This window comes from Curtobacterium sp. MCSS17_015 (genome assembly GCF_003234265.2).
In the GTDB taxonomy this organism is placed as follows: Bacteria; Actinomycetota; Actinomycetes; order Actinomycetales; family Microbacteriaceae; genus Curtobacterium.
The window spans coordinates 1,384,838-1,411,609 of the sequence record NZ_CP126256.1 but is presented as its reverse complement, the minus strand read 5'-3'; the positions used below and the strand labels follow the sequence as shown (position 1 = coordinate 1,411,609).

General features: G+C 73.4%; 22 protein-coding genes. 8 read left to right on the top strand and 14 right to left on the bottom strand.

Going from position 1 to position 26,772, the window contains the following annotated elements; genetic code table 11:
• Nucleotides 1–14 precede the first annotated feature (14 nt).
• Together DEJ18_RS06585 and DEJ18_RS06580 are read right to left on the bottom strand one after the other, a co-directional pair.
• On the bottom strand, nucleotides 15–2,672 hold the full coding sequence (locus DEJ18_RS06585) for a phosphoenolpyruvate carboxylase (RefSeq protein WP_111210250.1): 2,658 nt from the start codon (nucleotides 2,670–2,672) through the stop codon (nucleotides 15–17).
• Nucleotides 2,673–2,830: 158 nt separating this feature from the next.
• Nucleotides 2,831–3,499: a biliverdin-producing heme oxygenase gene (locus tag DEJ18_RS06580; RefSeq protein ID WP_111210251.1), complete on the bottom strand. Its 669-nt coding sequence runs from the start codon at nucleotides 3,497–3,499 to the stop codon at nucleotides 2,831–2,833.
• A 76-nt stretch (nucleotides 3,500–3,575) separates the two neighbouring features.
• On the opposite strand from DEJ18_RS06580, the gene DEJ18_RS06575 reads away from it, so the two are divergent.
• Both DEJ18_RS06575 and DEJ18_RS06570 read left to right on the top strand, forming a co-directional pair.
• Entirely contained in the window at nucleotides 3,576–4,436 is an 861-nt protein-coding gene (locus DEJ18_RS06575) for a siderophore-interacting protein (RefSeq protein WP_111210252.1), read from the top strand.
• A gap of 83 nt (nucleotides 4,437–4,519) precedes the next feature.
• On the top strand, nucleotides 4,520–5,095 hold the full coding sequence (locus DEJ18_RS06570) for a GIY-YIG nuclease family protein (protein WP_111210253.1): 576 nt from the start codon (nucleotides 4,520–4,522) through the stop codon (nucleotides 5,093–5,095).
• A gap of 174 nt (nucleotides 5,096–5,269) precedes the next feature.
• On the opposite strand, the gene DEJ18_RS06565 is transcribed toward DEJ18_RS06570, so the two are convergent.
• The 4 genes from DEJ18_RS06565 to DEJ18_RS06550 all read right to left on the bottom strand — a co-directional run bounded on the left by DEJ18_RS06565 (nucleotide 5,270) and on the right by DEJ18_RS06550 (nucleotide 7,953).
• Nucleotides 5,270–6,289: a putative endonuclease domain-containing protein gene (locus DEJ18_RS06565; RefSeq protein WP_111210254.1), complete on the bottom strand. Its 1,020-nt coding sequence runs from the start codon at nucleotides 6,287–6,289 to the stop codon at nucleotides 5,270–5,272.
• 47 nt (nucleotides 6,290–6,336) lie between these two features.
• Entirely contained in the window at nucleotides 6,337–7,014 is a 678-nt protein-coding gene (locus DEJ18_RS06560; protein ID WP_111210255.1) for an RES family NAD+ phosphorylase, read from the bottom strand.
• A 10-nt stretch (nucleotides 7,015–7,024) separates the two neighbouring features.
• The gene (locus DEJ18_RS06555; protein WP_111210256.1) at nucleotides 7,025–7,627 is read right to left on the bottom strand and encodes a hypothetical protein; all 603 of its coding nucleotides are present in this window, start codon (nucleotides 7,625–7,627) and stop codon (nucleotides 7,025–7,027) included.
• Nucleotides 7,628–7,758: 131 nt separating this feature from the next.
• Complete coding sequence (locus tag DEJ18_RS06550; RefSeq protein ID WP_111210257.1) at nucleotides 7,759–7,953, bottom strand: zinc transporter permease; 195 nt, start codon at nucleotides 7,951–7,953, stop codon at nucleotides 7,759–7,761.
• A 127-nt stretch (nucleotides 7,954–8,080) separates the two neighbouring features.
• On the opposite strand from DEJ18_RS06550, the gene DEJ18_RS06545 reads away from it, so the two are divergent.
• Nucleotides 8,081–9,049: an acetylxylan esterase gene (locus tag DEJ18_RS06545; protein WP_258376897.1), complete on the top strand. Its 969-nt coding sequence runs from the start codon at nucleotides 8,081–8,083 to the stop codon at nucleotides 9,047–9,049.
• A gap of 37 nt (nucleotides 9,050–9,086) precedes the next feature.
• Here the strand turns inward: DEJ18_RS06545 and DEJ18_RS06540 are convergent, their stop codons facing one another.
• Both DEJ18_RS06540 and DEJ18_RS06535 read right to left on the bottom strand, forming a co-directional pair.
• Nucleotides 9,087–9,338, bottom strand: a complete 252-nt coding sequence (locus DEJ18_RS06540; RefSeq protein WP_111210412.1) for a DUF4287 domain-containing protein — start codon at nucleotides 9,336–9,338, stop codon at nucleotides 9,087–9,089.
• Nucleotides 9,339–9,448: 110 nt separating this feature from the next.
• Nucleotides 9,449–10,762, bottom strand: coding sequence for a reverse transcriptase family protein (locus DEJ18_RS06535; RefSeq protein ID WP_220034313.1), 1,314 nt, complete (start codon nucleotides 10,760–10,762; stop codon nucleotides 9,449–9,451).
• Nucleotides 10,763–10,997: 235 nt separating this feature from the next.
• Between DEJ18_RS06535 and DEJ18_RS06530 the strand changes: the two genes are divergently transcribed.
• Both DEJ18_RS06530 and DEJ18_RS06525 read left to right on the top strand, forming a co-directional pair.
• Nucleotides 10,998–11,501 carry a heme-degrading domain-containing protein gene (locus tag DEJ18_RS06530; protein WP_111210414.1) on the top strand — a complete coding sequence of 168 codons (504 nt, stop codon included), beginning with the start codon at nucleotides 10,998–11,000 and terminating at the stop codon, nucleotides 11,499–11,501.
• Nucleotides 11,498–11,932 (top strand): HIT family protein, encoded by a 435-nt coding sequence (locus DEJ18_RS06525; RefSeq protein ID WP_111210259.1) that lies wholly within the window; start codon nucleotides 11,498–11,500, stop codon nucleotides 11,930–11,932. Before DEJ18_RS06530 ends, DEJ18_RS06525 begins: the two co-directional genes overlap by 4 nt.
• A gap of 147 nt (nucleotides 11,933–12,079) precedes the next feature.
• Here the strand turns inward: DEJ18_RS06525 and DEJ18_RS06520 are convergent, their stop codons facing one another.
• From DEJ18_RS06520 to DEJ18_RS06510, 3 genes are read right to left on the bottom strand one after another with little or no spacing between them, the layout of a single operon-like run.
• Nucleotides 12,080–13,039, bottom strand: coding sequence for an SDR family NAD(P)-dependent oxidoreductase (locus tag DEJ18_RS06520; RefSeq protein ID WP_111210260.1), 960 nt, complete (start codon nucleotides 13,037–13,039; stop codon nucleotides 12,080–12,082).
• 31 nt (nucleotides 13,040–13,070) lie between these two features.
• Nucleotides 13,071–13,829 carry a hypothetical protein gene (locus tag DEJ18_RS06515; protein WP_111210261.1) on the bottom strand — a complete coding sequence of 253 codons (759 nt, stop codon included), beginning with the start codon at nucleotides 13,827–13,829 and terminating at the stop codon, nucleotides 13,071–13,073.
• Nucleotides 13,830–13,880: 51 nt separating this feature from the next.
• The gene (locus DEJ18_RS06510) at nucleotides 13,881–15,920 is read right to left on the bottom strand and encodes an acyltransferase family protein (protein ID WP_111210262.1); all 2,040 of its coding nucleotides are present in this window, start codon (nucleotides 15,918–15,920) and stop codon (nucleotides 13,881–13,883) included.
• A gap of 135 nt (nucleotides 15,921–16,055) precedes the next feature.
• On the opposite strand from DEJ18_RS06510, the gene DEJ18_RS06505 reads away from it, so the two are divergent.
• The gene (locus tag DEJ18_RS06505; RefSeq protein WP_111210263.1) at nucleotides 16,056–16,517 is read left to right on the top strand and encodes a BLUF domain-containing protein; all 462 of its coding nucleotides are present in this window, start codon (nucleotides 16,056–16,058) and stop codon (nucleotides 16,515–16,517) included.
• Nucleotides 16,518–16,559: 42 nt separating this feature from the next.
• Nucleotides 16,560–17,822, top strand: a complete 1,263-nt coding sequence (locus DEJ18_RS06500; RefSeq protein ID WP_111210264.1) for an APC family permease — start codon at nucleotides 16,560–16,562, stop codon at nucleotides 17,820–17,822.
• A 49-nt stretch (nucleotides 17,823–17,871) separates the two neighbouring features.
• On the opposite strand, the gene DEJ18_RS06495 is transcribed toward DEJ18_RS06500, so the two are convergent.
• Genes DEJ18_RS06495 through DEJ18_RS06485 form a run of 3 tightly spaced genes read right to left on the bottom strand, consistent with a single transcriptional unit; the run spans nucleotide 17,872 to nucleotide 20,997 of the window.
• On the bottom strand, nucleotides 17,872–19,053 hold the full coding sequence (locus DEJ18_RS06495) for a low temperature requirement protein A (RefSeq protein ID WP_111210265.1): 1,182 nt from the start codon (nucleotides 19,051–19,053) through the stop codon (nucleotides 17,872–17,874).
• Nucleotides 19,050–19,718, bottom strand: a complete 669-nt coding sequence (locus DEJ18_RS06490; protein ID WP_220034314.1) for a response regulator transcription factor — start codon at nucleotides 19,716–19,718, stop codon at nucleotides 19,050–19,052. Before DEJ18_RS06490 ends, DEJ18_RS06495 begins: the two co-directional genes overlap by 4 nt.
• Nucleotides 19,719–19,731: 13 nt before the next feature.
• A complete protein-coding gene (locus tag DEJ18_RS06485) occupies nucleotides 19,732–20,997 on the bottom strand; it encodes a sensor histidine kinase (protein ID WP_146241535.1) in 1,266 nt (421 codons plus the stop codon).
• A 255-nt stretch (nucleotides 20,998–21,252) separates the two neighbouring features.
• Here DEJ18_RS06485 and DEJ18_RS06480 point away from each other — a divergent pair, with 255 nt between their 5' ends.
• Nucleotides 21,253–26,712, top strand: a complete 5,460-nt coding sequence (locus tag DEJ18_RS06480; RefSeq protein WP_111210268.1) for a discoidin domain-containing protein — start codon at nucleotides 21,253–21,255, stop codon at nucleotides 26,710–26,712.
• Nucleotides 26,713–26,772: the final 60 nt, after the last annotated feature.

The window sequence follows — 26,772 nt, the reverse complement described above, 5'->3', positions numbered from 1 at the left end:
CCGGTCCGGGGGGATCACCCCGTGTTCTGGAGCCCGGCGGCGATGCCGTTGACCGTCAGCAGCAGCAGACGGTGGTCGGCATCGGTGGTGTCGGTGCTGCCGGAGGTCCGGATCGACCGGAGCGCCCGGAGCTGCAGGTGCGACAGGGCATCGACGTACGGGGAGCGCAGACGCACGGCCCGGGCGAGGACCGGACGGTCCTCGAGGACGCCGTCGGCTCCGCTGATCCGGAGCACCCACCCGCGGGTACGGTCCATCTCGTCGAGGACCTTCCGACCGAGGTCGTCGCGGTCCGCCAGTTCGAGGTACCGGCGGGCAATCTGCACGTCGGTCTTGGCCAGTGACATCTCGACGTTCTTCAGCAGGGCGGCGAAGAGGGGCCATTCGGCGGCGGCGGTGCGGAGCAGCTCGAGGTCACCCACGGCCTCGAGTGCGGAGCCGAGGCCGTACCAGCCCGCGAGGTTGATGCGCGCCTGCGTCCACGAGAACACCCACGGGATCGCCCGCAGGTCCTCGAGGGACTCGACGCTCAGGCCGCGTCGGGCCGGGCGGGAACCGAGCGGCAGGAGCCCGAGTTCCTCCATCGGGGTGACACGCGCGAACCACGGCGCGAAGCCGTCCGCCTTGACGAGGTCGTAGAAGGCGGCGCGCGAGACGTCGTCGAGCTGCTGCGCGAGGTCGGCGAAGCGCTCGGCCGCGGCAGCGGTCCGCGCCTCGTTCGACGGCGAGGACGCGAACAGCGTCGCGGAGGCCATCTGCTCGAGGTGTCGGGCCGCGATGTCCTGGTCCCCGTACTGGGCGAAGATGACCTCGCCCTGCTCGGTGAGCTTGAGACGGCCGTCGATCGACCCCGGCGGCTGCGCGAGGACGGCCTCGTTGGCCGGACCGCCACCGCGGCCGAGCGAGCCACCACGGCCGTGGAACAGTGTCAGCTCGACGTCGTTCGACGCCGCCCACGTGGCGATCCGGGCCTGGGCGTCGTAGAGCGCGAGGTTGGCCGACACCGGGCCGACGTCCTTCGACGAGTCGGAGTAGCCGAGCATGACCTCGAGTCGACGCCCGGTGGCGGCGAGGCGTCGCTGGAACGGCTCGGTCCGGACGGCCTCGTCGAGGATGTCGACGCTGGCGTGCAGGTCGGCGAAGGTCTCGAACAGCGGGATGACGTCGAGCACCGGCGCGGCCTCGACCGATCCGAGTGCTGCGACCGCGAGTTCGTGCACGTTGGCCAGGTCGGCGGCGGACTGGGTGAAGGAGACGATGTAGCGGCTCGCCGAGCGGACGCCGTAGCGGCACTGCAGGTCCGCGATGGTGCGGAAGACGGCGAGGACCTCTTCCGTCATCTCGCTGCGCGGTCCCCCGGCCCGGATCTCGGCCAGGGCCGTGCGGTGCACCTGGGAGTGCTGTCGGATCTCGAGTTCGGCGAGGTGGAACCCGAAGGTCTCCACCTGCCACACGAGGTTCTGCAGCTCGCCGTTGGCGGCTCGGACGGCACCGGCGGCGGTGAGCGACCCCTGCACGACGCGGAGGTCGGCGAGGAGCTCGTCCGGACCGTGGTAGGCGAGCGGTCGGTCGTCGCGACGGGTGGCGTCGATGCGGGCCGCGATGAACAGCAGCGCCCGCCGGTGCGTCTCGTTGGGCGCACGGATCCCGATGCGTTCGGCGACGTCCGGGTCGAGCGACTCCTGCGCGGCCACGAGGGCGGTGAGCCCGGCGTCGGCCGGTGTGTGGTCGGCGTCGAGCGTCAGCGCGCTGCCGATGCGGGTGGCGGCCCGGGTCAGACCGAGCAGGATGTGCTCGGCGGCGATCTCGGCGGCCTGCCGGGTGACGTCGGCGGTCACGTGCGGGTTGCCGTCCCGGTCCCCGCCGATCCAGGTACCGAAGCGCACGAACGCGGGCGCCTGCACGGGGGCACGGCCGGCGTCGTCGCCCTGCAGCCGGTCGTCGAGCAGGCGGTACACCTGCGGCACGATCTCGAACAGGGTCTGGTCGAAGACGCTCATGGCGGTGCGGACCTCGTCGAGCGGGGTCGGCCGGGTGGTGCGCAGCGGTGAGGTCCGCAGCAGGGTCGCGATCTCCTCGAGCAGGCGCCGTTCGTTCTCGGCACGGGCCGTGGCGTTCTTCGTCCGGTCGCGCTCGTCGATGAGGTCGGTGATGCGGCGGACGCCCGTGGTCACCGCGCGGCGCCGGGCCTCGGTCGGGTGGGCGGTGAGGACGGGGTGGAACCGGAGCCCCTCGAGACGGGCTGCGGCCTCGTCGGCGCCGACCTGCTCGACGAGTTCGACGAACGTGGCGGGGAACGAGTCCCCCGGCTGACCGCCGTCGTCCCCGCGGGACCGGAGGACACGCACGCGGTGGTGCTCCTCGGCCAGGTTCACCAGGTGGAAGTACGACGTGAAGGCGCGGGCGACCTCTTCCGCACGTTCGGCGGAGAAACCCGCGACGACCGCCTCGGCGCGCGCGGCCCCGTCGGCGTGGGTGCCCTCGTACGCGTCGATGACCGCCTGGCGCAGGGACTCGACGTCGCGCAGCAGGTCGGCACCGCCGGTCTCGCTGAGCACCCGCCCGAGCAGGTTGCCGAGGTACCGCACGTCTGCGCGGAGGTCGCTGTCGACCGCTCCGCTGACGTCGTCACGCGCGCGTCCGAAGCGCGTCGAACCGTCGATCGCCGTCATCAGGGTCCTTCCCGGGTCGGTCCGGGCGTTGTGGCCCGGGTCGGTCCGGGGTGTCCCGGCGTGCCAGCAGCGTACCGGGCACGGCAGCCTCGTGACGACGACCGTCCGGACGGCCGGAGGGACGGGGCACGTCGGCCGGGTCGGCTGGCTCCGTCGGGTCAGGCCGGGTCGGCGAGGACCGACGGCAGGCGCGTGCCGTCGACCGCCGCGAGCAACCCGGCGTCGAGCCGGTAGGCCAGTTCCACCTCGGCGATGACACGCTCACGCTCGTCCTCGGTCCACGGTGCCGCGTCGAGTTCGGCACGGTAGGTGTCCGTGAACGCCGCGGGGTCGGCCACCTGGTCGAAGATCCACAGCAGCACGCCGTTCGTCTCGAACCCGAACTGGTCGGCCAGCAACCGGCCGATGGCGTGTCCGCCGGTCAGGTCGCCGAGGTACCGCGTGTAGTGGTGTGCGACGAAACCTCCCGGCCAGGTGGCCGCGACCTCGTTGAGCCGGCGGACGTACGCCGTCGTCGCCGGCAGCGGGGTGAGCAGCTCGTCCCAGTCCGGTCCGACCAGGTACTCCAGGTCGGCCCGGATCCCCGGCAACCGGGTGAGTCGGCTCGTCACGAACGGGGCCGCCACGGGGTGGTCCGCCATGCGGTCAGCGGCGCGTTCGAGGGCGTCGTACACGAAGGCGTACTGCCCGAGCAGGGCCGCGTAGTCGGCGACGTCACAACGTCCCTCGACGAGGTCGTGCATGAAGCCGTTCCCCGCCGAGACTCCGTGCGAGCGCCGGGTCCGGACCCGCAGGGCCTCGGAGAACGGGACGACGTTCGTGCTCATGAGGTGAGGCTAACCTCACCTGGTGTCCGTCGTCACCCTCCGACGGGAAGACCCAGGAAAGGAGGCTCGTCCGCAGATGAGCCCGAAACCGAACCGCCCGCAGCACGTCCTGGTCGTCGAGCGCACGGAACGACTCACCCCGCACATGGTCCGCGTGCACCTGGGCGGCCCCGGGTACGACGCCTTCGTCGCCGCCGCCGACCCCGACCGCCTGGCCATGACGGACAAGTACGTCAAGCTGCTGCTCCCGAAGCCGGGCACCGGCCTGCAGCCCCCGTACGACCTCGACGTCCTCCGCGCGACGACGCCGAAGTCCGACCTGCCGGCCCGACGGACGTACACGGTCCGGCAGGTGGACCCGGTCGCGCGCACGATCGCGATCGACTTCGTCGTGCACACCTCGACCGGGTCCGGGGACGACGGTCTCGCCGGACCGTGGGCCCTCGCCGCACGGCCGGGCGACCGCGTCGCCCTGTCGGGTCCGGGTGGCGGCTACGCACCCCCGACCGACCCGGCCGTCACGCACGTGCTGCTCGGCGACGACAGCGCCCTGCCCGCCATCGGCGCCGCCCTGGAGGCGATGCACCCCGCCGCCACCGGGATCACCGTGATCGAGGTGGCCGGTCCCGCCGACGAACAGCCGCTCGTGCACCCCGCCGGCGTCGTGCTCCGCTGGCTGCACCGCGACGCGGGCGGAGCCGACCCGGGCACGCTGCTGCTCGCCGCGACCCGGGAGCTGCCGCGGGCCTCCCGTCCGACCCGCGTCTTCGCGCACGGCGAGCGAGCCGCGATCAAGGCGATCCGTCGGGTCCTGCAGGACGACTGGGGCCTCGAGAAGGCGGACATGTCGCTGTCCGCGTACTGGGCGCTGGGGCGTGCCGAGGACCGGTTCCAGGAGGAGAAGCACGAACCCGTCGGCGTGGTCTTCGAGGACTGAAGCGGCGACCGGGACGCCACGGCGACGGCCGACCCGACGGGAGGCCCGGGCCGGGGTCGGTGGCGAGCGGTAGCGTCCTGCGCATGGTCCGGTCGGCAGAGGTCACGGGGTGCTGCGCGCCCGGGTGCGACCACGTGGCGGCGGGCGACACGCCGGTGCCGCTGTGCACCGGGCACGTCGTCCAGGTCAGCGAGTTCGCCGCCGAGCACGTCGGAGTGGAGGACGTCCTGCCGGGCCCGTGCATCGTCTGCGGCGGGCGGATCGGCGTGCGCTTCCCGTCCGGGACGCTCTGCGCGGTGTGCGAGTGGCGGTTCGGGGACGTGCCCGACGGCGGACTCGGGGCACCGCGGGTGGACGTCGTCTACTACCTCCGGATGCGCGACGCCACCGGGGACCGGATCAAGATCGGGACGACCGCGAACCCGCGGCAGCGGCTCGGTCGGATCGCCCACCAGGACGTGCTCGGTTTCGAGCGGGGCGACCGCACGCTCGAGCGGCGGCGTCACGGGGAGTTCGCGGCCTCGCGGTACCCCGGCACCGAGTGGTTCCGGGTGACGCCGGAGCTCCTGGCGCACGTCGCGGTCGTCGCTGCCGGGGTGCCGGACCCGTGGGCGTTGCACACGCGGTGGGTGAGCGAGGCGCTGGCCCTCCGAACATGATCGGAGCGCTCGCACCGGGTGCCGCGCGAGGTGACAGGACGCGGTCGGACGGGCGCGACGAGCCGCGCGGCCAGACGGGTCGGGCGCGCAAGACGGGTCGGACGGGCGCGACGGATCGGGCCCGCCAGACGGGTCGGGCGGGCGCGACGGATCGGTCGGTTCGCCGCCCCACGGTCAGCGAGCGTAGGCGTCGACGAACAGGGGACCGCGGATCTCGCGCAGGACGTCGACGAGCCGGTCGACGGTGCGCCCGGACACGCCCGACACCTGCAGGTCCCACGGCCCGAGGGCCGGCAGACGCCCGGTGCGGATGCGCACGACCTCCCACCCGACGGCCCGGGTCGCGCGGTCCTTACGCCGGTCGGACTCCTCGCGCGAGCCCACGTGCTCGAGCCCGTGCCGACCGGTCGAGTCGTACTCGATCGCGACCCGGAGTTCCGGCAGCACGATGTCCGGCCAGACCTCGACGTGCTCGTGGAAGGGCCGGTCGAGGCGGATCGCGGTGTGGTCGAACGTCAGGTCGAGACGCTCGCGCAGGGCGGCACGGAGTTCAGCCTCCACCGCCGAGGCCGGCACGGGCGCGCACCGGCTGACGAACGACTCCCCCGACGGCAGGCGCGGGGTCTTCGGGCAGATCGTCCGGGCAGCCGTGGTCCGGGCGCCCCGCACACGCGGAGAGCGGCCGGAGCCGCGGCGGGTCGACGCGACTGCCCCGCTCGGGAGGCCGGCAGCGCCGGACGCGCCCGCAGCGGAAGCGACAGCGGCAGCGGCGCGAGCACCACCGCGAGCCGGTGCCGCCGGCAGCGTCTGCCGACCGGTCGTGCGGACCGCCCGCTGCGGGACCGGGACGCCGGCCGGCCAGTCCTCCGGCAGGACGGGCCACCGCTGCGGCTGGGCGAGCATCGCGCACTCCGGGCACCACACCGACCGCCGGCGCTCACGGCCCGGACGGGACCGCTGCTCGCTCGGGGTCGCGATGAAGACGTGGCCGACGTCGCACTCCCACGTCAGCAGGACGTCGGCAGCAGGTGGGACCTGCGTGAGCACGACCCCCGCGTTCCACTCCGGGTGGTACTGCCGGACGAGGACCGGCCACGAAGCCCACTCGGCGCGGAACTCCCCGACGGCGTACGGCACCGGGACACCGCGCGACCACTGTCGGCGGCGCCACCACGCATCGACTGGTTCGGCCACGAGCGGCACGGTAGGACGAACCACCGACACACGCCGGTCGGAGGTCCTCAGCGCGGCGGGGTGACGAACGTGAACCGCTCCGGGCCGGCGTCCGACCCGTCCTCGAGCACCCGGATGCCGGATTCCCGGCACGCCGTGATGCCGTCGCGGTGCACACGCTCGGGACGTGGGCGCGTCGGTACCCCCGCGCTGCCGAAGACCGCCCACGCGTTGGCGTCGGCGGCGCTGGTGAACCGGGTGCTGTAGCGGACCCCGGCGAACCCGGCACCGTCGAACGCCCGCGCCCAGGCCTGCGGCACGCGGTAGTCCCCCATCGTCTGGAGCTCGGCGCCGACCCCTGCGCGGACCGCCGCCGGGTCGGTGACGTCGGCGAACCGGCGCCCGCGTGAGGCGCGGGCCGACACGACGACCATCTCGCGTGCACGTGCGGCGAACACGGTGTTGGTGGTGAGGGTGTGGTGCGCCAGCCGCTCGCGGACGGCGACCTCGACCGAGTCCGCCCAGTAACAGGTGCCGCGCGGCGTGGCCAGGTCGAAGCGACCGCCGTCGACGCCGTCGGCATCCGCAGGCGTCGACGCGAACCACCAGGCACCGCGGTCGTGCCGCTTGGCCCGGTAGAAGGTGGTCCCACGGGACTCCACCGCGGGGAACGTCGACAGGTCGACGTCCCGGTGCGGGGGCTCCTGGGCGACGTCGGTGCGTCGGGGTTCGTGTGCCGGGGTCATCGGGGTGGACTCAGGCGTCGGCGTGCCAGGCGTTCGCGGCACGGCGGGCGGCGGCCAGCACGGGCTCGACACGGCCGTCGCGGAGCGCCTGCGCAGCCGTCGTCCCGCCGAACTCGTCGGCGACGGTGTTCAACCACAGCGCGCTGCCCCAGGGGTCGATGCCGTCGCGGTCGAGCAGGTCGAGGACCTCGCGCAGGTGTGGCAGCGGCGTACCGGAACCACCGAACTGGAACGAGGGGAAGATGCGGCTGCCGTCGCCGATCTTGAGTCCGAGCAGGTCGCGCTTCTGGCTCGCCTTGTGGATCGCCTGGCGTGTGACACCGCGCCAGGTCGCCAGCGAGGCGGTGTCGTAGAAGGGCCCGACGAGGGCGTCGGCCTCGTGCTTGACGGTGGGCAGGGCGGCGAGCATCCGCTCGGCCAGCGCGTCGACGTCCGCGGTGTCGGTGAGTGCCGCGTCCGCTCGGCCGCGCCGGACGCGGTCGGCGATCGCGTCGACGAGGGCCGCTTCCGTGGTCGAGAGCCCCCGGGCCGCGACGGGGTCCACGGCGGCCGCGCCCCCGGTGCGCCGTGCGCCCGCGCCCCGCGTTCCCGAGCGGTGCAGTGTCGATCCCATGCGGACTCCTCCCGTCAACCGTGTCAACCCGAGCGTACGCGTCTGGTGACAACCGCGTCAACCGACGAACGGGAGGCGCGGTGCACGTCCGGCACCGCGCCTCCCGTCCGGCGTCACCGCGTCAGCGGGCTTCAGTGCTCGTCGTAGTGGTCCTCGTGACGAGCGTGCCGGTGTCCGTCGTGCACGAAGTCGACGTGGTCGCCGTGCTCGACGGTCTCGTGCTCGCCCCCGTCGCCCTCGTGCTCGTGCTCGGTGACGCCGTGCTCGGCGACGCGGTGCTCGTCCTCCGGCGACTGCCCCGGGGTGGGTCCGGTCGTGTCGGTCATGGTCCCGTCCTTTCGTGAGATCGGTTCTCACATCCACCGTACGGCGTGGCCCTCGCCGTGTCCGCTGCCGGTGGCATCGCCCCGATCGGCCTTCCCACGCACTCCGGGCCGTGCCAGGGTCGGAGCCGTGTACACCGACATCACCGGACCGGACCTCACCTCGTACCGTGGCAGCGTCGCCGAACCGGACGACTTCGACGACTTCTGGCGACGCACGCTCAGCGCAGCCCGTGCGCACCCGATCGCGGTGCGGGCCGACCGGGTCGACACCGGCCTGACCACCGTCGACACCTACGACGTCTCGTTCGCCGGGTGGGACGGGCAGCGCATCGCCGCGTGGCTCACCGTCCCCGCCGGCAGCGGTGCTGACGCCCCCCTCCCCGCCGTCGTGGAGTACATCGGGTACGGCGGCGGTCGGGGCCTGCCGACCGAGCGGCTGCTCTGGGCGTCAGCCGGCGTCGCGCACCTGCTCATGGACACGCGCGGGCAGGGCTCGGGCTGGGCCACCGGCGACACCCCCGACCCGGACGGCACCGGACCCGCGATCCCCGGGGTCATGACGCGCGGGATCGAGTCCCCCGACACCTACTACTACCGGCGTCTCACCGCCGACGCCGTCCGCGCGGTCGACGCCGCACGGGACATCGACCTGATCGACAGCGACCGGATCGCGGTCCTCGGCGGCAGTCAGGGCGGTGGCCTGGCGATCGCCGTCGCCGGGCTGGTCGAGGGGCTGGCCGGGGCCTTCCCGCGCGTGCCGTTCCTCTGTGACCACCGCCATGCGACGCAGATCACCGACGCGTACCCGTACCACGAGCTGGTCGACTACCTGGCGACGCACCGCACCGCGACCGACCGGGTCTTCGGCACCCTGGCATACTTCGACGGGGTGCTGCACGCGGCCCGCGCGAGTGCGCCGGCGTGGTTCTCGGTGGCGCTGATGGACCCGATCTGCCCGCCGTCGACCGTGTACGCCGCGTACAACGCGTGGGCGGGGCCGAAGGAGATCACCGTCTGGGAGTACAACGGCCACGAGGGCGGCGGTCCGCACGAGGACGCCGACACGATCCCCCGACTGCGCGAGCTGTTCGGCTGAGACGCCACCGACGGGGCGACGGGACGGCACCGACGACTCAGCGCGCGAGCACCTGTCGGACGTAGGCCACGACCGCGTTCGCGTGACCGTGCCCCAGGCCGTGCTCGGTCTTCAGCCACTCGACGACCTCCATGTGGCGGTGGTCGTCCAGCCGGTCTGCCGCCAGGTCGAGCCAGTCCTGCACGGGTCGCCCGTACGTGGTCGCGATGCTCGGGAAGTAGGACGCCGGCCCCTTCGGCTTGCTGCCGTCGGCCGAGGGCTCCGGGGCGGTGACGCGGTGCTCGCTCATGGCGCCACGGTAGCGACCGGACGCGAACGACGGAAGGTCCAGCAGGGCGGTGGTTCCCGCGCAGCGGTGGGGCCGTGCGATGCCCGGTCCGAGGACACCAGCGCTCGGGGTCACCAGATGATGCGAGCGAACTCCTCGCGCAGCCGGACCGCGCGAGCCGGGTGCACCTGGGCGACCCAGCCGATCCGGCCGAGCAGGTGCGCCCGGAAGTCCGCGTGCCCGCCGCGGTCCTGCGACGCCGGCCCGTGCACGACGCAGTTGTGCAGGACCGCGTGCAGCCGGTCGACCTCGCGGCGCCCGGGTGCCGTCCGCTCGTTGACGACGACGCCGGTCACGGACTGACGGACGCCGGCGCGGCGGACCCGGGTCTTCCGCGCGTTCAGTCGGTACCCCTGGTCCGTGACGATCCGCTGCACACCGCGGAGGAACGCGTCCGGTCGTCGCGCCAGCTGAGCACCGCCGCTGAACGTCAGGTCGTCGGCGTACCGCGTGTACGCAGCACCGACCGATGCCGCCCAGCCGGCGAGTCGGGCATCGAGGTGTCGCAGCACGCTGTTCGCCAGTGCCGGCGAGGTCGACGACCCCTGCGGCAGGTGCGACTCGGCGAGCACCCGACGGAGCGCTGCCCGCTCGTCCGGGTCGCCCCCGGGTGGCATCGCGGTGAGGACGTGCGGCGGCACCCGGTGCGTGCAGAGTCCGGTGAGGACGTGCGCGAGCGGTTCGGCGAACCCGGCGCTCCGGAACACCCCGTACACCGACCGTGCCCGCACACTCGCGAAGAACGAGGTGAGGTCCGCCGACACCACGATCTGCTGCCCGACGTGCGCGGCAGCACCCGTGACGACGCTGCGTCCGGGGACGAAGCCGTGTGCCGCGTCGTGCACCGGCAGGACCACGAGCAGCTCGTCGAGCACGGTGCGCTGAGTCCGACGGAGCAGGTCCATCGGCTTCTCCAGCAGCCGCGGGGTCCGTCCGGGTCGACGCACCCACTCGTGGTGGTGGTGGTGCAGCGGACCCGAGGGACCCGATCGACGGTTCCACCCGCGGGTGTCGGCGAGCCAGAGCAGCCGACCGACGGTCACGTCGAGTTCGCGCGCGAGCTCGGGCAGGGTGTCGACGAGGAGACGACTCGACACGGTCGGGACCGCCTGCACCGCGACGGCGCGACGGAGGAGCACCCGGACGGGTCGGCGGTCGCGCCGTGAGTCGTGCAGGCGCACCAGCGGTGGAGACCCGGCCAAGACGGCGGCCAGCTGGCGAGGAGCACCGACGGGAGGCCGTGGGTACGTCTCGAGAGCAGCCCGGACCGCGAGTCCCACGTACGCACGCTCCAGGCCGACGACGTCGTACCCAGCGGCGGTCAGGTGGTCGGCGTCCCACCCGCCGGAGGCGAGGAACGCGTCGGCCAGGGCGGTGGCGACCACGTCGAGGGGCGTGGGGTTCCCGGGGGACCTGTCGGTGCCTCCGTGAGGACGAGCGCGCGGAGCGCGCCGAGCCTCTCGGGGCGTGTGGTGCTGCTGGTCCTGCGTGCACCGGGGTGACCCCGGAGAGGTCGACGCGTCACGCGCGCCGTCCGCCTCCCCCGGGAACTCCACGTGCTCAGCCTAGGAGGAAGCCGCTACGGTGACGAGCGACACCGCCGTCCCCGTGAGGAGCACCATGTCCGACGCCACCGGAGCCCAGTACCGCGAACTCGGGACCGAGCAGAAGCTCGCCGTCCTGCTCGCGGAGGAACGCGAGCTCGACCACGACTCGTTCGACCTCGACGACGCCTGGGCGGTGGGCTCCTGGCTGCGGGCGACCGCCCTGGAGCGCGGGCTCGGCGTGGGGTTCGCGGTGTCCTTCGGCGAACAGCGGGTGTTCCACGCGGCGACCCCCGGCTCCGGCGCGGTGAACGACGCCTGGTTGGAGCGGAAGTTCCGGGTGGTCCGGCACTTCGGCCACTCGACGCTCGCGGTGCGGACGCAGTACGAGGCCGGTGGATCGACCTTCGACGAGGCCGCGGCGCTCGACCCACGGCAGTACCAGGCCGCTGGTGGGGGCTTCCCGCTCGTCGTGCGCGGGTCGCTCGTCGGTGCCGTCGGCGTCAGCGGCCTGGAGATGCACGACGACCACGCCCTCGTGGTGGAGGCACTCCGGGCCCACCGGGCCGGGCGCTCGTGACGGGGACGGAGTCGGACGACTGCGTCTTCTGTCGGCTCATCGCGACGGACGACCCGGACACCGTCTGGATCGAGCGGGAGCCCGCGGCGGTCGCGTTCCGGCCGCTGCCGGGGTCGGAACTCGCGCCGGGGCACACGTTGGTCGTCCCTCGCGAGCACGCCGCGGGCCTCCTGGACGCGTCACCGGACGCGCTGCGGGCGACGACGCTGCTCGCGCAGCAGGTGGGACGGGCGATGCGTGCGGCCCTCGGTGCGACCGGCGTGGTCGTGCTGAGCGCGACCGGAGCGGACGCCGGACAGAGCGTGGCGCACCTGCACCTCCACGTCGTGCCGTGCTGGCCGGACGACGGCGTCCTGCGCTGGCCGGAGCGGCGGTCCGCGCACGTGGTGGACGGGGACGCGGCGGCGATGCTCGCGGAGATGTTCGAGTGAGCGAGCAGGACCGGCGTCACACCGTGACGACGAGCAGCCCCCACCGGTCCGCTCCCCCGGACGCCTGAGCTCGACGGACGCGACAGCTGACGGACGGGAGGCCCGGGCCCGACCGGACCCGGGCCTCCCCTCCGTACGGTGGCGGCGTCAGCGGCGGCCGCGCCGCACCACGAGCGTGACGAGACCAGCCAGACCGAGCCAGACGAGCGGCCGGGTGACGCGACGGCGCTTCGCGACCCAGCCGCCGTCGGTGGCGTTGCCGGCGTCGTTCGGCGCGTAGAGGTTGCCGTCCGTCGGGGCCTGGTGCCCGCGGAGCGCGAAGACCTCCACCGCGGGCGTGGTGATGCGGTGGAAGAGCCACGGCACGATGAACTCCGCCGAGACGAGCGAGGCCTGGATGCGGCCGACGTACCGGTTGCGCTTCGGGTGTCGGGCCTGGGCGACGACGGCCTTCGCGGCCCGCTGCACCGACACGGTGGGCGGCAACGGGTGCGAGGCCTTCTCGGTGTAGTTCGCGCCGTTCTGGTAGATCGGGGTGTCGATCGTGGAGGGCAGGACCGCGCCGAAGCGGATGCCCGTGCCCTGGTGCTCGTCGGCGAGGACGTCCATGAGGCCGAGCGCGGCGTGCTTGCTCGTCACGTAGGCCGACTGGTACGGCGCGGAGAGCAGTGACTGGATCGAGCCGACGAGGACGTACGTGCCCTCCCCGCGCTGCTTCCAGTGCGGCAGGAGCGCCTTGACCGCGTGCACGTGGCCGTGGAGGTTGGTGTCGACGACGCGCTTGAAGGCCTCGGTCGGGGTCTGGTCGAACAATCCGTAGACGAAGAGTGCGGCGTTGCCGACGAAGACGTCGATGCGGCCGAAACGGGAGGTGACGGCACCCACGAGGTCGTTCACCTGCTGCTCGACGGCGACGTCGGTGGGGATCGCCACGGCCTCGGCTCCGAGCTCCCGGCACTCGGCGGCGGCGGCCTCGAGGCTCTCCTTCCCGCGTGCGGCCAGGACGAGCGTGGCGCCCTGCTTCGCGAACTCGTGCGCAGCAGCCCGGCCGATGCCGCTCGATGCTCCGGTGATGACGACGACCTTGCCGCGGAAACGTGAACCCATGGATCAATGGCTACCCGGCGGCCACTGGCCGTCAGCCCAACGCGGTGTCCCCCGGTCCCGTGGCCCGCTGCTCGCGTGCTCGTCGCCGTGCTGTGTGAGCGGGGGCTCGTGCTGCTGCGGAGGGAGGGGTGTCCCGGGCTGTGGACGTTCGGTCGATCTCGCGGCGGAGCGCACGCAGCACCTGCACCAGCGCATCGAGCTTCGCCTGGCCGGCACCGAACGGACGACAGAGCGTCGTCCGGGGCACGAGCACGACATGGCCGCGTGAGGTGTTGACCCAGATCCCCCAGTACCGCTGTTGGCCTCTCTCCTGGGTCTCCGCCAGGGCGAAGGAGCGGATGCGCTCCCACGGCAGTTCGTGGACGGGCCGCTCGTGGTCCGGGGACCAACCGTGCAACCCGGCGTCGTCCACGGTCCAGACGACGGGCTTCGGGTCAGCGAACTCCTCGGTGGTCACGAGGGCGCTCTTCTCGACGGGGAGGTGGAACGCCGGCTCGGTTCCCGAGGCACGGATGTGGGCGAGGGTCCGTCGATCCCGCCGACCGGACGACCACGCCATGAGCGCCACGACCGGACCGGTGAGCACCAGGACGGGAGGGATGAGCAGCAACACCCCGCTCCGCCTCGACGCGTCAGCGATCCCCTGCGTCACCGCCGGGTGGACGAACAGCTCCCACAGCAGGAAGGCACCGACCACCGAGACGAGCGACGTCACGAGGACGATCCGCCACGTCGGCGGCACCTCGCCATCGCGCAGTCGCTGCACCCACCGCTGTGCACTGTCGTCCATCGACCCAGCCTGGCAGCGGCGCCGAGGGGTGTCCGGCGCGCCTGCGACCGCTCAGCCTGCGTCACGCAAGGCCACGTCCGTCCGACTCCCCAGCGCTGCGGTCAGCGTCGTGACGTACGTGCGCGTCAGGTGGTGCGAATCCCGGTACACGAGCACGTTCCCGATCACCGCCGGGCAGGACCCCGCGGTGCAGAACGAGGAGGTCAGGTCGGCGACGACGGCCCCCCGTGTGGCTCGCGCCGCGTCCACCAGCCGGTCCTCCGCCGCGAAGGCCCGCTCGGTGTCGATGCTGCAGGAGCCGATGTCGTCCGGGTGCTCGTCGACGCAGCGCTGCACCCCGCTGCCGGCGGCCGGGGTGTCCCGGATCGCGACGACGGTCGCGCCCCGGTCGATGAGGGGCTGCCAGGAGGCCCGGTACCCCTCGTGCGCGCTCCTCGCCGGGTCCGAGCCCACCGGCTCCCCCCGCAGGTCGGCCCGGGAGGACGTGAACACGAGGTCGAACGGTGCCTCTGCGGCGAGGGACCGGTCGACGGCCCGGTTCCAGGTACCGCACCGACTCCGGTCGGCGTCCGACACGTCGGACCAGTCGACGTGCGAGAACTCGCACCCGCCCTTCACGACGAGGTGCAGCTCCCACCCACGCTCCTCGGCCAGGGCGATGAGGGCGGAGGACCACTGGTGGGCGTGGGAGTCCCCGACGAGCGCGACACGGGTACCGCCCGGCACACCGACGACGCAGCTGCGCACCACGGTGGCGTCGGCCTCGCAGTCGTCCCAGGTCGGGTCGACGTCGTACGCCGCCGTCATCGTCGACGGGGTCGTGCCCCGGCCCGGCAGGCCGCTGACGGCGCACCCGCTGCCCGGCGCGATCGCGGCGGCGCCCCAGCACCGGTCGCCGTCGGTGCTGAGCTCCGCGGCCAGGGCGCTGTCCTCGCGGAGCTGCCCCGTCAGTGCTGCCCACCCGGCCGTCGGGGCGAGCAGCACCAGGGCGGTGCCGGCGGCCACGACGGTGAAGGTTACGCGCGGACGGAGGCGGGCGAGCCTCCCGGTCGTCACCGGTCGTTCCACCAGGACGGTGGTCAGGTGCGCGAGCACGCCGGCCAGGAGGACCGTGGCGGCCACCCGCGCCGGCGTCGGCAGGTCGACGGCGCGCGGCAGCAGGAGCGCGACGGGCCAGTGCCAGAGGTAGAGCGGGTACGAGACCCGGCCGAGCCAACGGACCGGCGGCAGGGTGGTGAGACGCGTGAGCGTGCGGTCCTCGTTGTGCCCCACGATCACGAGGGCCGTCGCCACCACGGGGAGGGCGGCGGCGATGCCCGGGTAGGGCACCGACGGGGTGAGGAGGAGCCCGCAGGCGACGAGTCCGACCCAGCCGACGGCGGCTGCCCCGGTGCCGATCCGCGGGTGAGCCGCCGTCGTCGGTGCCGGGGCGAGTGCGAGGAGCGCGCCGACGCCGAACTCCCACGCCCGGGTGTGCGGCCAGAAGTAGGCGGGGGCGGGGTCCGTGGCGGTGAGGACGACCGAGCAGACGAGGGAGACCACGACCACGACGACCACGACGGCGGCGACCGCCCGGATGCGGACGACACCGCGTCGGCCGGCCTCCCAGGCGAGGAGCAGGAGCATCGGCCAGAGCAGGTAGAACTGCTCCTCGACGCCGAGGGACCAGAAGTGCTCGAACGGCGTCGAGGGGTCCCCCGCCGCCAGGTAGTCGGTGCTCGACGCGGCGAGCGCCCAGTTCTCGACCGAGACGGCGCTGGCGGCGAGCTGCGTGCCGAGGGTCGGCCAGTCCTCGCGGGGGAACAGCAGCACGGACGCGACGGCGGTGACGGCGAGGACGAGCAGTCCGGCGGGCACGAGGCGGCGGGCGCGGCGTGCCCAGAACCCGGGGAGGTCGATGCGTCCGGTGCCGTGGAGCTCCCGGACGAGCTGGCCGGTGATGAGGAACCCGGAGACGACGAAGAAGGCGTCCACGCCGACGAAGCCACCGCGGAGCCAGCCGACGTCGAGGTGGTACACGAGCACGAGCACGACGGCCACGGCGCGGATCGCGTGGACGTCGGTGCGGAAGGAGCCGTGCTGCGGTGCCATCAGGGGTGACGGTAGGCACGGCGGGTGAACGGCAGGGGACGCGGCGGTGCCGGTGCTGCGGGCTCGAGTGCGGGATCCGGCCTCTCGTCGCGGGCGCGGTTGACCGCTCTCGGTGACGCGGGGGATGGTGAGGCGATGCTCTCCCTCGTCTACATGTCCGTCGCCGTCGACGACCTCACCGACGCGCAGCTCGTCGACCTGCTCCGTGACGCCCGTCTGAAGAACGACGCGCTCGGCGTCTCCGGGCTGCTCGTCGCGAAGGAAGGTCGGTTCATGCAGGTCCTGGAGGGGCCGGCGTGGAGCGTCGAGGACCGCTTCGGTGCCATCCAGCGGGACCCCCGCCACATCGACGTCCGTTCGCTCAGCCGCGAGGACATCGCCGCCCGCCGGTTCGACGGCTGGTCGATGGCGTTCGGCAACCCCTCGGACGCCGAGCTCCGCGACGAGCCGGGGTTCAGCGACTTCCTGCAGCGCCGCGGGGGCCTGCCGGCCGGGCTGTCGGGGTCGCCGGCGGACTGGCTGCTCCGGTGGTTCCGTGGGCGCGAGCTGCGGGACACCCCGGTCGAGGCCGTCTCGCTCGGTCGCCACGCAGCCTGAGGCAGGGGGTCCAGTTCACCTGGACCTGGCACGGTTGGGACTGTGACGTCTCCTCCCACCACCGGTGCACTCGCGCGTCGACTGCGGCTGCGTGACGCCGTCGTGATCGGCCTCGGGTCGATGATCGGTGCCGGCGTGTTCGCCGCGTTCGCCCCGGCGGCGTCGGCTGCCGGGTCCGGCCTGCTGCTCGGCCTCGTCGTGGCCGGCTGCATCGCGTTCTGCAACGCCACCTCGTCGGCGCAGCTCGCGGCGCAGTACCCCACGTCCGGCGGCGCCTACGTCTCCGGCCGCGAGCGGCTCGGCCCGTGGGCGGGGTTCGCGGCCGGGTGGGGGTTCGTCATCGGCAAGACCGCCAGTTCCGCGGCGATGGCCATCACGTTCGCCGCGTACGTCGCCCCGGAGCCGTGGCAGAAGCCGGTCGCGATCGCGGCCGTCGTGGCGCTGACGGTGGTGAACACGCTCGGCATCACCCGGACGGCGTGGCTGACGCGGGTCCTCGTCGTGGTGTCCCTCGTCGCGCTGACCGTCGTCGTGGTCGTCGGTCTGACGCACACGGGTCCGAGCACGGCCGTCCCCGGCTCCGAGGTGTCCCCGCTCGGTGTCCTGCAGGCGGCGGGGTTCCTGTTCTTCGCCTTCGCCGGCTACGCCCGCATCGCGACCCTGGGCGAAGAGGTGGTCGACCCGGCCCGGACCATCCCGCGCGCGGTGACGACGGCACTCGCCGTCACGCTGGTGGTCTACGCGCTCGTCGCGGTCGCCATGTTGCACGCGATCGGTCCGGGAGGCGCGGCCGCGTCGGCAGCGCCGCTCCGGTCCGTCGTCGCCACGGCCGGGCAGGCGTGGCCGGACGTGGTCGTGCAGGTGGGGGCCGCGGCGGCCTCGCTCGGTGCGCTCCTGGCGATGGTGGCGGGGATCGGGCGGACGAGCCTGGCGATGGCGCGGAACCGGGACCTGCCGGGGTGGTTCGCGGCCGTGCACCCGAGGACGAGCGTCCCGGCTCGGGCGGAGGTGGCGCTCGGCGTCGTCGTGTGCGTCCTCGTCGCCGTCACGGACCTGCGCGGGGCGATCGGGTTCTCGTCGTTCGGCGTGCTGCTGTACTACTTCGTTGCGAACGTGGCCGCGTGGACGCAGGAGCGGCGGGACCGGCGCTACCCGCGCCTCCTGTCCGTGGCCGGTGCGCTCGGGTGCGTGGTCCTCGTGGCGGCGCTGCCCGTGTCCTCGATCGTGGGCGGGGTCGTCGTCACGGTCGTCGGGCTGGGGTACCGGTGGGCCCGGCTCACGCTGGGACGGCGTCGGCAGGGTTGAGCCCGACAGCAGCCCGGCACGGCCCGCCGAGCGGTGCGCTCGGCGGGCGTCAGGGCACCGTGACGGGAGCGCCGGGCGCGCGCATCCCCCGCGGCGACGCGACCTCGAGCGTCACGACGACGGCCGCCACGAGCAGCGCGGTCACCGGGAGCGACAGGGCCGGTACCGCGACCGAGGCCGGGACGGCGAGGGTGAGGGCGATGACGACGGTGTTCGCGCTCCGGGACAGCGACGGCCGGATGGCGAGTGCCCAGATCGACAGCACGAACAGGGCGACCGGGACCGCCACCGTCGCGGCCACCGCGGACGACGACAGTTCCACCCGGCCGCCGTCGGCGCGGATCGCCACCTCGAGGCCGGCCGGCAGCGCGCCCGCCGCCGCGAAGACGACGTAGTGGCCGTACCCGAAGACGAGCGCCGTCGGCAACGAGCGGATGTGGTCGTGCTGCTCGCGGGAGAAGTAGATCCACCACATGCCGACGGTGATGACGAGTCCGCAGGCGGCGAGGGTGAGCAGTGATGCCAGGTGCTCGGTGTGCTCGAGTGCGTCGATCACGGCGTTCGAGGACGCGAGCAGCCCCTCGCCGAGGACGATGAGGGTGAACAGCGAGTACCGCTCCGCCAGGTGGTGCGTGTGCCACGGTGTGGTCTCCGACCGGGACTCGACCCAGACGGGGACCAGCACCTCGGCCAGGATGAGCAGCGGTGCCGCGACCGGCCGCAGGTCGTGCGGGAGCGCGAGGGAGGCCACCCAGAGGACCTGCACGGCGGTGATGCCGACGGCGTAGCGGACGGCGCTCGGGCGGAAGCGCGTGGACGAGACGGCGGCGCGGATCCACTGGCCGACGAGGGCGAGCCGCATGATGACGTACCCGGTGATGCCCACGGTGAAGTCGCCGTCGACCATCACAGCGTGCACCCCGGCGGCGAGCACGAGCACACCCGCCATCTGGACGACCGTCATCACCCGGTAGAGCCAGTCGTCGGTGTCGAAGGACGTGGCGAACCAGGTGAAGTTCATCCACGCCCACCAGATCGAGAAGAACACCAGCCCGTAGGACAGGACCGCCGAGGTGATCTCGCCCTCGGCCTCGATCTCGTGCAGGTTCGTTGCGGCGAGCCCCACCGCGACGACGAACACGAGGTCGAAGAGCAGTTCCAACGGGCTGGCTGCGCGGTGGCGCTGGGCCGGGTCACGCGGCACCATCCGGCGCAGACCGATCCTGGTCACACGCCGCTCCGCTCGCGCAGGTAGGTCAGGACCGCTCGGACCCGGCGGTTCGCGTCGTCCGGTGCCAGGTCCAGTTTCGTGAACACGTTGCCGACGTGCTTGGCGACGGCGGCGTCGGACAGGTGCAGTGTCCCCGCGATGTCCGCGTTCGAGGCCCCCTCGGCCATCAGGCCCAGGACGGTGGCCTCCCGCGCGGTCAGCCGTGCCAGTGGGCCGTCCGCCGATCGGCTCCGGGTCAGGTGCCGCACGACGTCCGGGTCGACGACGACGCCGCCGTCGGCGACCGTCTCGAGTGCCCGCAGGAAGGCCGGCACCTTGCCGACCCGGTCCTTGAGCAGGTAGCCCACGCCGCCCCGGCCGTCGTCGAGCAGCTCCTGCACGTACGCGTCGGCGACGACCTGGGACAGCACCACGACGGCGAGTCCGTCGTGTCGAAGTCGGAGGGTGACGGCGGCGCGCAGTCCGTCGTCCGTGCCGGTCGGCGGCATCCGCACGTCGGTGAGGACGAGGTCGGGCGCCTCCCCCGCCGCGGCCAGGGCCGAGACGCCGTCGAGCAGCCCTCGCGCATCGGCCGCGGTCCCCACGACCGTGTGCCCGAACCGTTCCAGCAGGCTGACGAGTCCCTCCCGGAGGAGGACCGCGTCTTCCGCCACGAAGATCTTCACGACCGCCATTGCATCACGACTCTGCGGCTCCCCGCTCGTCCTCGTGCAGGGGCGCGGTGAACCGGAGCGTCGTCGGGCCGCCGTCGGGGCTGTCCACCGCGAACGTCCCGCCGAGCACGGTCGCGCGTTCCCGGAGGCCGTCGAGCCCGCCCCCGGGGCGCAGCGCCGCTCCCCCGACGCCGTCGTCGGCGACCTCCAGGCGGAACCGGTCCGCACCGGTCGTCGCCGTCACGGACACCGTCCGAGCCCGGCCGTGGCGGGACGCGTTCGTCAGGGCCTCGCTGACGACGAAGTACGCCGCCGTCTCGACCCGTGCGGGTGGCCGGACGGGCAGGTCTACGCGGACGTGCACGGACAGCGGCGAGCGCGACGCGAGTTCCGTGACCGCCGCGCCGAGGCCGTGGTCGACGAGCACGCGGGGGTGGATGCCCCGGATGCTCGTGCGCAGTGCCTCGACCGCGTCCTCGACGTTGCCGGTGATCTCGTCGAGTGCCTCGCGGACGGCGCCGAGGCCACCGCCGTGTCGCTCGGCCTCGTCGAGGTCGACGGCGAGGAGCCCGATGTTCATCGACAGGACGGCGAGCTGCTGCTGTGCGCCGTCGTGCAGGTCCCGTTCGATGCGTCGGCGTTCGGCGTCGAACCCGTCGAGCAGTGCGCGGCGGGAGTACGTCAACTCCTCGACGCGGTCGGCGAGCGCTTCGGCGCGTCCGGACAGCAGCGCCCGGGCGGCCCTCGCGTGGACGACGGCGAGCACGGTGACGGCGTAGAGGACGGCCACGAGGGCGACGAGCGACGCCGCCAGCACGACCGGGGCGGCGAGCCCCAGCCCGGCCACCCAGGTCCGGAGGACGTCGTCGGCGGGCGGCCGGATCCCCGTGGCGGCGCCGACCGCGGTCGTCACGGCCAGCAGCGCGAGCACGACCAGGACGAACCCGAGGGTCGCCACGACGGCGAACACCAGCAGGTACCCGAGCTCCGACCAGACGAGCGGGTCGCGGACGCGGTCGCGGAGGGTCACGCCCCGATCGCGGCCGGTCCGCCGTGGGTCCTGGATCCGCGGCAGGCCGAGCACGAGCGGCAGCCACCGGCCGAAGCGGGCGATCAGCACGGCCCAGAAGGGCGCGGCGAACCAGGTCGCGACGGCGGGAGCCGCGACGACCAGGCCGAGCGCCGCGGTGACGGCCACCGCGAGCACGGACCGCCACGGTGTCGGCGAGAGCAGGAACGTCCACGGTGCGACGCCGAGCGCCAGGGGGTCCGTCCGGTCGGTCCTCGTCACCTGCCCACGGTAGGGCGGCGCCGGTTCCACCACCAGGGAGGTGGCTGTCGGACACCGGTGGTGCCGGGTCCACCACGAGGACTCGACCGAGCACCCGTGCGACCCGTGCCGGCCCGGGGCAGGATCGGCCCGACGGTCTGCTGACGAAGCGACCGGACCTGCCGATCAGTCCGGGTGCAGGTCCCGCACCTCCCGCACCCCGTCGAGCACCGGACGTGTCCGCCGTGCTCGGCCCTTCTCCCACAGGAGTCACCGGTGAGCACACCGCGTCCCACCCTCCGTACCAGGACCGTCCTCGCGGCCACCGCTGCGGTCGCCGCCGTGACCCTCGCGGTCACGGGCGTCGCACCGGCCGTGGCCGACACCGCTCCGCGGCGAGCGCCGGGCGACCCGGCAGCGCCCTCGGTGGTCGACCGCGGTGACTCCGGCGTCGTCGCGGGGACCGATGCGGCAGCGGCGCCACCCGCTGGTCCGGCGGCCGACGGCGTCCGCGTCGGGGACGGCTCCTACGCGCCGACCCCGCCGTCGACCATCACCGACATCGACGACGTGCGGAAGACGCTGGACCAGCGCCTGTACATCGACCCGTCCCGGGCGGGTGAGCCGGTCCCGACGAACCAGTGGTGGACCGACCTGCTGGTCAGCAAGTACTCCGGTGACATGTGGGCGTACCCGTTCGTCTCGTCGAACAGTGCCGCCGGGACGAAGGTCACCATCCCCACCCGCTGGAACAGCGACGGGACGGCGATGCGCCTGGAGGCCCCGGTGACGGTCGGCGGGACGGTCGAGGCGACTCCGGACGCGTCCGACCGGGTCCTGGCGGACTTCGAGGACGGCCTGCCGAGCGGGTGGGTCGCGACCGGCGACGCGTTCACCCGGACCGCGACCGGCACCAACGCCGGACAGAGCGCGGTCGCCGGGTGGCTCGGTGACGGTCTCCTCAACTCCTTCACCGACGCGGACGGCGACGGCGCGACCGGCACCCTGACCTCGCCGTCGTTCACGATCGACCGGTCGACCCTGGCGTTCCTCGTCGGAGGCGGGAACCACCCCGACCACGAAGCGGTGCAGCTGCTGGTCGACGGCGACGTCGTCGCGAGCAGCACCGGGGCCGACAGCGAAGAGCTCCGGTGGGAGACGTGGGACGTGTCGGCGCACCGCGGGCAGCGCGCGCAGCTGCGGGTTGTCGACGACCTGCCTGCCGGATGGGCCCACGTCCTGCTCGACCAGGTGCTGCTCACCGACGCGCCGGAGGGTGTGGCCGAGCGGTTCTCGACGGCCTTCAGCGCCGCCCGCGCCGACGCGCTGCGGTGGGGCGACTGGAACGTCAGCTGGCGGATGCCGCAGGACGGGCCCGGCGGCCAGTACATGGACGTCACGAGCGTGCAGGGGTCGCCGTACGAGTGGTTCGAGTTCCACGGCATGACACCGCGGATCACCCTGCAGGACGGCGCGACGATCACCGACGGGGACGGTGGACCGCTCGACCTGCCGGCCGAGACCGACCGGTTCGAGATCCGGCAGGACGGCCACGTCTTCGGCGTGCACGCCCCGGACGGCACCACGTTCACCCGTGTCGGCAACACCGTCGAGGCGTCCGGCGGGACCCCGTACCTGGTGCTGAGCGCCGTCCCCGAGCACGGACTCACGCTCGACGACCTGCACCGCACCGCGTTCGCCGTGCCCCGCGACACGACCATGGAGTACTCCTACGACGCGGCCGCCGCGAACGTCCGCCAGCAGTGGTCGATCGACACCGAACCCCTGCAGGGCGACGACCACGACACGGTGCAGGGGTGGCTGCAGCACCAGTACGCCGACGCCACCACGAACCTGCGGTTCACCGGTGCCACCTACGCGACGCCGCGCGGCACGATGAAGACGACGGTCGGACACGACGGGTGGACGCTCGACTACCGGTTCACGGGCATCACCCCGATCGGTGCCGACCCGGAGGCGGTGGGCGACGACGCGTACTCCGAGGACGTCATGCGGGAGTACCTGCACGACTACGCGGCGAAGACCACCTACGGCGGGGACACGTACTGGGGCGGCAAGGACGTCCTGCAGCTCGCGGAGTACATGACCATCGCGCGGCAGATCGGCGACACCGAGGACGCGGCGGCACTGCAGGAGACGCTCGAGACCGCCCTGACCGATTGGTACACGTACACGGACGGCGAGAAGGAGCACTTCTTCGCCATGTACCCGACGTGGAAGGCCCTCGTCGGGTTCGCTGACTCGTACGGGTCGGCGCAGTTCAACGACAACCACTTCCACTACGGCTACTTCGCCGTCGCGACGGCCCTGCTCGGCCGGGTCGACCCCGCGTGGGCGGACCGGTACGAGGGCATGGCGACGCTCGTGGCGAAGCAGTACGCGAACTGGGACCGTGACGACGCGCGCTTCCCGTACCTGCGCACGTACGGGGTGTGGGAGGGCCGGTCGAACGCCGGCGGCGTGTCCTCCCCCGGCGGCAACAACCAGGAGTCGTCGTCCGAGGCGATCCAGTCCGAGGCGGGCCTGTTCCTGCTCGGCACCGTCCTCGGCGACGAGGACATGCAGGCCACCGGGGCGATGCAGTACGTCACCGAACGCGCCGCCGTCCGTGACTACTGGCAGAACGTGCGCGGCAACCCGGCGTCGGCGTCGTACGACGGCAACAGGGCGTTCCCGGACGCGTACCAGCACGGCCAGGCGGGGATCCTGTTCGACTCCGGGCAGGCCCACGCCACGTACTTCTCGGGCGACCCTGCCTGGATCTACGGCATCCAGTGGATGCCGACCGCGCCGTGGTTCGACTACTTCGGGTGGGACCCGGACTTCTCGAAGGCGGTCATGCGGCAGATGATGGCCGCTCGGCCCCGGGTACTCGGGCAGGCCGGGGTCACCGACGGCAACGCCGGTCGCATCCAGATGCTCACCAAGAAGTGGTGGGGCGTCGGGACGTACGGTGACGCGAAGATCACGCGCGACCGTCCGGCCGCGATCGGCGAACTGCAGGAGGCGGTCCGCGCCGTCGAGACGAACCACCCCGGGTACGTCACCCGACGCACCGCGTCGAACCCGCTCTACGACCCGGCCACCGACACCCTGTTCGTGAGCGTCGACGACGACGGCCGGGTGGTGTTCCCCGACCGGTACTGGACCCCGGACACGCTGCCGGCGGCACTCGTCCCCGCCCAGCTCGACGGCCCCACCGCGGACCGGCTGCCGAAGGACTGGCCGGTGCCGTCCCCGCTGATGCCGTTCCTCGTCGACGACTTCCGCGCCGACACCGCCACCATCGACCGGCTCTACGGCGTCGACCTGACGGACCACACGCCCGGCGTCGACACCGAGCACGCCGCGACGGTGTTCAGCGGCATGGGTGACGCGCTCGGCAACGTCGTCCTCGGGTTCCTCGCCCAGTACGACCCCACGACCTACGCCGACGTGCACGCGGCGCTGTGGGAGGCGGACGACCCTGCCGTCACCGGGCAGTCGATGGCCGGCCTGGTCTACCACCAGGCCATGTCGAACCGCACCGTGGGCACCGAGGTCACCGACCGGCACACCTCCGACCCGCTCAGCCAGGTGTTCCGTGCCGCGGACGGCACCATCAGCTACGTGCTCGACAACCCGGACACCGTGCAGCACACCTACGACGTGTACGAGGGCTCCGAGGTCATCGGGCAGATCGCGGTCCCCGCGCAGACGCAGATCACGTCGCGGATGGACGCCCGCCTGACCGAGGTCGTCGTGCGCGCCGAGGGCGACCCGAAGACCCTCGTCCCGGGCACCACGACGACCTTCACCGCCACCGGGTACGACCAGTACGGAGCGACGATCCCCCTCGACGACGTGGAGTGGTCGACGACCAGCGGCACCGTCAGCAGCTCGGGCGTCTTCCGGGCGACGACGCCGACGGACGCGGCCACCGTCACCGCCACCGTCGGTGAGGTCCACGGGTCGTACCGGTTCCGCGTCGGTCCGGCCCCGGTCCTCACCGGCATCGACGTCTCGCCCGGGTTCGACCGGCTCGTCGTCGGGGAACCCCGACGCTTCCGCGCCGCGGGCCACGACCAGTACGGCGACCGGGCCGCCCTGCCCCGGGACGTCTCGTGGTCGTACACCGGAGCCGGGACCGCCTCCGACGACGGCACCGTGACGACCACCTCGCCCGGGTCCGGTCACGTCGTCGCGAGCGCGGGCGACGTGGAGGGGTCGGCGGTCGTCGCGTCGGTGGCGACGGTCCCCGACGCCGCGGCCGGCGCGGACGTCGAGGCGAGCTCGACGGACGGCGGCAACACGGCCGGGAAGGCCGTCGACGGCGACTCCACCACACGGTGGGAGAGCGCCCACGGCACCGACGACGTCGACTACACGATCGACCTCGGCCGCCCCACCGACGTCACCAGCGTGCAGGTCGACTGGGAGGCCGCCGCCGCGGCCCGGTACGTGCTGCAGGTCAGGGACACCGCCGACGACGAGTGGCGGGACGTCCGCACCGTCGACAAGACGACGGCCGCCAGGGACACCGTCGACGTCGGGACCACCGCCCGGTTCGTCCGCCTGCACATGACCGACCGACTGACCGGGTACGGCTACTCGATCTGGGAGGTGCACGTCTCCGGTACCCCGGCCGCGTCGGCCGTCGACGTCGAGGACGTGCTCGTCGCCCCGCGTGCGACGACCGTCCGGCCCGGCGACGACGTCCGCCTCGCTGCGTACGGCTTCGACCGCGACGGGTACGGCGGCCGACTGGGTGCCGCTCGCCCGGAGTGGTCCGTCGCGGGTGGCGGCAGCGTCGACGGCGGCGGCGTGGTCACCGCACCGACCGAGGGCGGCGCCACGGCGACGGTCACGGCCACGGTCGGTGGCGCCTCCGGGCGGGCCACCGTGACGACGCTGGCCGGGACGGCCAAGGACGGATCCGCCGCCGGCCGGTCACGGGACGTCGCCACCGGCAAGCCCGTGACGACGTCCTCCGACGAGCGCGGCGACCTCGCGGGCGGGAACGCGGTCGACGGGGACGGGGCGACCCGGTGGTCGAGCGCTGCCCGGGACGGCGAGTGGTTGGCCGTCGACCTCGGCGCCGTGCTGCCGATCGACCAGGTCCAGGTCGACTGGGAGGCCGCGTCAGCCGACCACTACCGGATCCAGGTCCGCGACGACGTCCAGGACGACTGGCGCACGGTCGCCGAGGAGGTCGACGGGGACGGCGGACGGACCGCGCACCCGCTCGACGGCGTCCCGGCGCGCTTCGTCCGGTTGCTCGCCGACACCCGGAACACGCAGTACGGCGTGTCGGTCTGGGACCTCCGCGTGTACTCCACCCGCGGTGCCCCCACACCCGACCTCGCGCGCGGAGCCACCGCGTCGTCGTCCGCCGACGAGGGCGACGGCGTCCCCGCCCGGAACGCCGTCGACGGCGACCCGGGCTCCCGCTGGGCGAGCGCGCAGACCGACGACCAGTGGCTGGCACTCGACCTCGGTGCCTCCCGGGAGCTGCACGACGCTGTGGTCCGCTGGGAGGACGCGTTCGGCCGGGCCTACCGCATCGAGGCGCGGAACCCCGGCGACGACCGGTGGACCACGCTCGCCGACGAGGCGGACGGGGACGGCGGGACCGACCGGCACACCCTCGACGGGTCCTGGCGGTACGTCCGGCTCCATGGTGTCGAACGGGCCACGCCGTACGGCTACTCCGTCTACGACCTCGAGATCCGGTAGGCCGGCGCGGCGGCCGCGACGACACGTCGTGGCCGCCGCGGGTTACGTCGTCCGACGGAT

Coding starts and splice junctions, on each gene's coding strand:
- DEJ18_RS06585 (WP_111210250.1), bottom strand. CDS start 2,672: ATGACGGCGATCGACGGTTCGACGCGCTTCGGACGCGCGCGTGACGAC.
- DEJ18_RS06580 (WP_111210251.1), bottom strand. CDS start 3,499: ATGAGCACGAACGTCGTCCCGTTCTCCGAGGCCCTGCGGGTCCGGACC.
- DEJ18_RS06575 (WP_111210252.1), top strand. CDS start 3,576: ATGAGCCCGAAACCGAACCGCCCGCAGCACGTCCTGGTCGTCGAGCGC.
- DEJ18_RS06570 (WP_111210253.1), top strand. CDS start 4,520: ATGGTCCGGTCGGCAGAGGTCACGGGGTGCTGCGCGCCCGGGTGCGAC.
- DEJ18_RS06560 (WP_111210255.1), bottom strand. CDS start 7,014: ATGACCCCGGCACACGAACCCCGACGCACCGACGTCGCCCAGGAGCCC.
- DEJ18_RS06555 (WP_111210256.1), bottom strand. CDS start 7,627: ATGGGATCGACACTGCACCGCTCGGGAACGCGGGGCGCGGGCGCACGG.
- DEJ18_RS06550 (WP_111210257.1), bottom strand. CDS start 7,953: ATGACCGACACGACCGGACCCACCCCGGGGCAGTCGCCGGAGGACGAG.
- DEJ18_RS06540 (WP_111210412.1), bottom strand. CDS start 9,338: ATGAGCGAGCACCGCGTCACCGCCCCGGAGCCCTCGGCCGACGGCAGC.
- DEJ18_RS06530 (WP_111210414.1), top strand. CDS start 10,998: ATGTCCGACGCCACCGGAGCCCAGTACCGCGAACTCGGGACCGAGCAG.
- DEJ18_RS06520 (WP_111210260.1), bottom strand. CDS start 13,039: ATGGGTTCACGTTTCCGCGGCAAGGTCGTCGTCATCACCGGAGCATCG.
- DEJ18_RS06515 (WP_111210261.1), bottom strand. CDS start 13,829: ATGGACGACAGTGCACAGCGGTGGGTGCAGCGACTGCGCGATGGCGAG.
- DEJ18_RS06510 (WP_111210262.1), bottom strand. CDS start 15,920: ATGGCACCGCAGCACGGCTCCTTCCGCACCGACGTCCACGCGATCCGC.
- DEJ18_RS06505 (WP_111210263.1), top strand. CDS start 16,056: ATGCTCTCCCTCGTCTACATGTCCGTCGCCGTCGACGACCTCACCGAC.